Source organism: Kamptonema formosum PCC 10802 (assembly GCF_000332335.1).
Lineage (GTDB): Bacteria > Cyanobacteriota > Cyanobacteriia > Cyanobacteriales > Oscillatoriaceae > Oscillatoria.
Genome location: NZ_KB235948.1, coordinates 2,513,924 through 2,514,560, shown reverse-complemented (window position 1 = coordinate 2,514,560; position 637 = coordinate 2,513,924). Strand labels below are relative to the sequence as shown.

1 protein-coding gene is annotated in these 637 nt (G+C 51.0%); it reads left to right on the top strand.

Annotated features, from left to right (window positions below):
- Positions 1-637: Ig-like domain-containing domain (locus tag OSC10802_RS52795; RefSeq protein WP_044170060.1), on the top strand; the 637-nt coding region annotated here is incomplete at both ends.

Here is a 637-nt window from a genome sequence, read left to right as displayed (position 1 = left end):
CGTAGTTCCTACAGCCAGCAGTTTCAGCCCCGCCGATAATGCCACCGGCGTTGACGTTGGCGCTAACTTAGTCGTCAACTTCAGCGAAGCAATTCAGAAAGGCACCGGCAATATCGTGCTCAAGAAACTGTCTGACAACTCAGTGGTGGAAACCATTGCTGTCACTGGCAGTAATGTCACCGTCAGTGGGAGTCAACTCACGATTAACCCCACGGCAGATTTGGCGCAAGGCACAGATTACTACGTTGAAATTGCCAACGGTGCGATTAAGGATATTGCTGGCAACAACTTCGCGGGTGTTACCGGAAATAGCACTTGGAATTTCAAAACCGCAGACACAACCGCACCCACAGCCAGCAGTTTCACCCCCACCGATAATGCCACCGGCGTTGACGTTGGCGCTAACTTAGTCGTCAACTTCAGCGAAGCGGTACAAAAAGGCACCGGCAATATCGTGCTCAAGAAACTGTCTGACAACTCGGTGGTGGAAACCATCGCTGTCACTGGCAGTAATGTCACCGTCAGTGGGAGTCAACTCACGATTAACCCCACGGCAGATTTGGCCCAAAACACAGATTACTACGTTGAAATTGCCAACGGTGCGATTAAGGATATTGCTGGCAACAACTTCGCAGGT